Origin of the sequence: Pedomonas sp., assembly GCF_036515995.1 — a bacterium.
In the GTDB taxonomy this organism is placed as follows: domain Bacteria; phylum Pseudomonadota; class Alphaproteobacteria; order Sphingomonadales; family Sphingomonadaceae; genus Pedomonas.
Genome location: NZ_DATBUP010000129.1, coordinates 1 through 4,890, shown reverse-complemented (window position 1 = coordinate 4,890; position 4,890 = coordinate 1). Strand labels below are relative to the sequence as shown.

Sequence of the window (4,890 nt, the reverse complement as noted above, 5' to 3'; positions counted from 1 at the left end):
CCCGCTCCTGAGCCTCCTGCCGCTGGTGGCGGTGCTGGCGGTGTTCCTGCTGTGCCAGTATCCGGAAAGCGCGCCCGGCTTTCTGCAGGCGCTGCTGCCGGCGCAGTCCCTCGGCAAGTACGCGCTGCTGGCGGCGCTGGGCACGGGGATCGTGATCGCGCTCCTGATCGGCCTCAGGCGGCGCATGGAGATGCCCGCCGCCTTCTCGCGCGGGGCGACGGGCGCGATCATCGCCATCACCAACACCTGCGCGGTGGTGGGCTTCGGCGCGGTGGCGCAGCTCTCGCCCGCCTTCCAGGCGGCGGTGGACGCGGTGCTGTCCATGCCGGGCAGCCCGCTTCTGGGGGCGGCCATTGCGGTGACGGTGATCGCGGGGCTGACGGGCTCGGCCTCGGGCGGGCAGACGATCGCGCTGCCGCTGCTTGCGCCCCATTACATCGACATGGGCGTGAACCCCGAGGAACTGCACCGGGTGGTGGCGATCTCGTCGGGCGCGCTCGATAGCCTGCCGCACAACGGCTACGTGGTGACGACCATTCGCGCCGTGTGCGGCGAGACCCACCGCAACGCCTATGGGCCGGTGGGCGTGCTGACGGTGATTGTGCCAAGCATCGGCCTTGCGGTTGCCCTGCTCCTGTTCGCTGTGTTCTGACCGGCGTTTGCGAGGGGAGCCAGGCGGCGTACTTCAGCAGAGGGTGTCACGTATGACACTTTACCGGAAGGCGGGCGGGGGTTCAGGAAAAAGGGTCAGGCTATGTGCCTGCGGTGAGCGAAGACGGCTTGGCAGGAGGGTTAGAGGATGAAGTGTCACGCGGGAGGGCGGAGCCGCGCGGCGCGTATTCGACCATTTGTGCCCGCCGGGCGGGGCCGCCCACGTTGCGGAAAGCGGCGTTGCGGTGTATATACTGAGGCGTTCAAAGTTAGAGATTTGGCATCTCTTTCTCAGACCCCGCGGTGTGGAAGCTGCGGGGTCTTATTTTTTGGGCCATCAGGCGGCGCATTCAATGCGCCCTGCACCGCCTGATGAACCCTTGTACTATCGAATTATCAGTCGCGATCTTGCCGCCCCACGGATAATCCAAGACGAATTGCCGAGATTACCAGGGCGAGCAGCGCTATAATAACTGATAGCATTTCAAAGTTAGTCAGATTGAGCACCTCCTTTCCTGGTCCCTGGATTTCCACTGCTGTGTGGAAACCAGACAGTGGATCATGCTCGGTGCAGCGGGACGCACGCTGGTGGAAGGGCCGAGAACATCAGGACCAGCACCGGTTTTATACGGCTATAAGTTAGACGCAACGCGTGTGACGTCGTATTTCGGAGGATTTATTATTTAATTCATGACCATGATTTCATTGATATTTTTAATAAAGGTGCGGCCATATTTGCTGGCAAGCCGGGCGCTGGCACTTAGCACTGGAACAGCACGTCATCATGGCAGCGCAGGCCGGATTCTTGGCATGTGTCACTTATGACACTTTACCGGGAGGCAGGCGAGGAGATGACAAAAGCGCCGGCTTCTGAACCCGTAATGAGCGGGTAAAGCTTGGTAGGACAGGCCGTGGATGAAGTGTCACGCGGGAGGGCGGCGCGACGCGGCGCGTATTCGACTTATTTGTTCCTGCCCAATGGGGTGGCCCGCGTTGCGGGAAGCGGCGCTGCGGTGTATATACTGAGGCGTTCAAGTATAGGGATTCTGCATCTCTTTCTTAGACCCCGTGGCGTGGAATCTGCGGGGTCTTTTTTGAATCTTCTATTTGGGGCAATGGCGCAGATTGCAGGGGACCGGATGATCCCCTGCGTGGCTGGCTGGTTCAGAGCTTAATGTCTCAATGGTTGGCGTGGGTTTCGGCGCGGTTGCGGTATTCGATGGGCACCCACTCGTAGCTGTTCTCGGCCAGCTTGCGCAGGCGGCCGACGCCGGGGAACTGAAGGTGCGGCCCGGCGATGAGCGCGGCGTCATCCGCGAAGCGGGCGAACACGGTCTCGCGCACCTTGCGGGCATTCTTCGGGTCGATGTCAAAGCTCATGGTGACGGCGGGGCGGCGCAGCTGCACGGAGGCGACGTGCACGGTGTCCCCCACGAAGTGGATGGACTGGCCCTTGCTGGTGAGCGTGTAGATGGCGGTGCCGGGCGTGTGGCCCGGATGCTCGGTGGCGGTGATGCCGGGCAGGATTTCCGCGGTGCCGGTGAACGGGCGGACCTGCGCGGCAGGGTAAACGCCAACTGTGCGGGCGTAGGTTTTGACGAACGCCTCGGGATAGCCGGTGCGCGCCACCGCCTTCGTGTCGCCGAAGAAGGCGGCGTCATGCTGGCCGAGGTGGATGGTGGCCTTCGGAAAGGCGGGCTTGCCGCCGTAGGCGAGGCCGCCGATGTGATCCATGTGGGCATGGGTGATGAGCACGTCGGTAATCTCGTCCGGCTTCACGCCAAGGGCGGCAAGGCCGTCCCGCATCTTGCCGGCAAGGTTGGGGCCGAATTCCTCGCCCGCGCCTACGTCCACCAGAATCTTGCGCTCGCCCATCTCGACGAGGAAGGCGTTCATGGACATCTCGACCGGGTTGACCAGAAAGTCGCGGGCGAGAAGCTGGTCGATCTCCTCGGGCGTGGCGCCGTGCATCAGCGGGCGGATGTCCTGCTGGGTGCTGCCGTCCGTCAGCGCGGTCACCACCGCATCGCCGACGCGAAAGCGGTAGCCGCCTGGCTGCTGGGCCTCGCTGCCCGGCTGGACAAGGGTGGCGGCGGTGGCGGGGGTAACCGGGGCGGGAGCGGCGGCAAGGAGAGCCGCGAGAACGGCGAGGGAGGAAAAAGTGGCGCGCATGGAAAATGCCTTCCGGAGAGCCTCTGTTGAAATGGCGGATAGGTGATCGGGACGAGACGCCGCTGTCAAGGCTGGCGACGGCGGGGCTGGCGATAAGGCGAGGGGAGACGGGCCTATTTTCGTCGGGGGGGGTGGGGCCTTCGCGGGCGGATCGGGCACCGCCCGACCTTGTGTCGTCTTGGGGCCAAAGGCACACTCGGGGAACATGTCGTGGGGCAGTTGCTGGGGAGTGACGATGACCATTCAGGGGAAATCAATTCAGCCGTATTCAATCGAGGCGAAGGCGCGGGCGCTGGGCCTTGATGTGGAAGATCCGCTGGTGCTGGAAAACCCGGATGCCCACCCGTGGGAGGCGGAGGCGGACCTGGTGGTGATCGGCCTCGGCGGGGCGGGCGTTGCAGCAGCGCTGGAGGGGGTGGAGCGCGGCCTCAGCGTGATTGCGGTTGACCGCTACGAGGGCGGCGGCTCGACCGCGGCCAACGGCGGTATCTATTATGCGGGCGGCGGCACCTCCATCCAGCAGGAGGCCGGCGAGGACGACACGCCGGAGGAGATGTACAAATACCTGAAGATCGAATGCGGCAACGTGGTCTCTGACGAGACGCTGCGCCGCTTCGTTCAGGAGAGCGTGCCGACGGTCGACTGGATCCTGCAGCACGGCGGGAAATTCCAGGGCAGTGTGTGGAAGAAAAAGGCGTCCTACCCGCCGCTCAAATATTTCCTGTTTCACCCGGACAACACGCTGGTCGGCAATTACCGCAAGCAGGCAAAGCCTGCTGCGCGCGGACACCGCGCCTTTACCACCAACGGCAAGAAGGCATGGGGGCTGGGCGGTGCGATCTGGGAGCCGCTGCGGGATGCGGCGATCAGGCTCGGCATGAATTTCATCCGCTATTCCGAGGCGCGCCAGCTTGTGGTTGACCGCGAGGGCCGGGTCATCGGCGTCAAGATCCTGTCCATTCCGGAGGGCACGCCCGAGGCGGCGCTGTTCAGCAAGTATATCAGGCGCGCCAGCAAATTCCTTGAAATGCTGCCGCCCGCACTGCCGTTCGCGGCGGTGACGATCGGCATCGGGAATTATTACCTGAACAAGGCGAGACGGATCGAGACGCGCAGCCGGAGGCCACGCTGGATCAGGGCGCGGGAGGGCGTGCTCTTGAGCGCGGGCGGCTTCATCATGAACCCGAAGATGGTGCAGGAATATGCGCCCGCCTACGCCAAGGGCATGCCCAACGGCACGCTGGGCGATCAGGGCTCGGGCATCGTCCTTGGCATGTCGGTGGGCGGCGCGACGGCCTTGATGGACAAGATCAGCGCCTGGCGGTTCATCAATCCGCCCAAGGCGTGGTCGGACAGCATCGTGGTCAACCGCAAGGGCGAGCGGTTCGTCGACGAGACCGTCTATGGCGCAACGCTCGGCGAGCATATCGGCGACCATCAGGGCGGCGTGGCCTATGTGGTCTATGATGCCAAGGCCCGGAAGGCCGCGTTCAAACAGGCGATGGACCCGCTGATCGTGCCGTTCCAGCGCGACGTGACGCTGCTGAACCTGGCGGCCAACTACAAGAAGGCGGCAACGCTCGAGGAGCTGGCAAAGGTGGTGGGGTTCGATGCGGCGACGCTCCGGGACACCATCGAGACCTACAACCGGGCTGCAAGGGGCGATGAGCCGGACCCGTTCGGCAAGGAGCGGGAGGACATGGCGCCGCTCGAGACCGGGCCGTTCTATGCGATGGACATTTCCGTCGACAGCCGGTTCCTGCCGCTGCCGGTCATCAGCTTTGGCGGGCTGAGGGTCGAGGAGACCTCGGGGCAGGTGCTGGACGGGGCAGGCCGGCCCATACCGGGCCTTTATGCGGCCGGGCGCACGGCAGTGGGCGTTGCCTCCCAGACCTATGTGAGCGGGCTGTCCTTTGCGGACTGCGTGTTCTCCGGCCGGCGGGCGGCCCGGCATATGGCAAAGGCGAACGTGTAGCAGAGCCGGGGGGAGGGCGGGCGGCGGGCCGCGTCATGTGGCCCTCTTGCCATGGGGCAGGCGCGGTTTTATGGGTTCCGGCCTGAATTCGC

The 4,890-nt window shown here is 64.5% G+C and carries 3 protein-coding genes; 2 read left to right on the top strand and 1 reads right to left on the bottom strand.

Annotated elements, in window-relative coordinates; translation table 11 throughout:
* On the top strand, nt 1-652 hold a 652-nt coding region (locus tag VIG90_RS10065), incomplete at its 5' end, for a GntP family permease (RefSeq protein ID WP_414695488.1).
* Nucleotides 653-1,830: 1,178 nt separating this feature from the next.
* Here the strand turns inward: VIG90_RS10065 and VIG90_RS10060 are convergent.
* Nucleotides 1,831-2,823 (bottom strand): MBL fold metallo-hydrolase, encoded by a 993-nt coding sequence (locus VIG90_RS10060; RefSeq protein WP_331593376.1) that lies wholly within the window; start codon nt 2,821-2,823, stop codon nt 1,831-1,833.
* Nucleotides 2,824-3,058: 235 nt separating this feature from the next.
* Here VIG90_RS10060 and VIG90_RS10055 point away from each other — a divergent pair, with 235 nt between their 5' ends.
* Nucleotides 3,059-4,798: an FAD-binding protein gene (locus VIG90_RS10055; RefSeq protein ID WP_331593374.1), complete on the top strand. Its 1,740-nt coding sequence runs from the start codon at nt 3,059-3,061 to the stop codon at nt 4,796-4,798.
* The last annotated feature ends 92 nt before the right edge of the window (nt 4,799-4,890 follow it).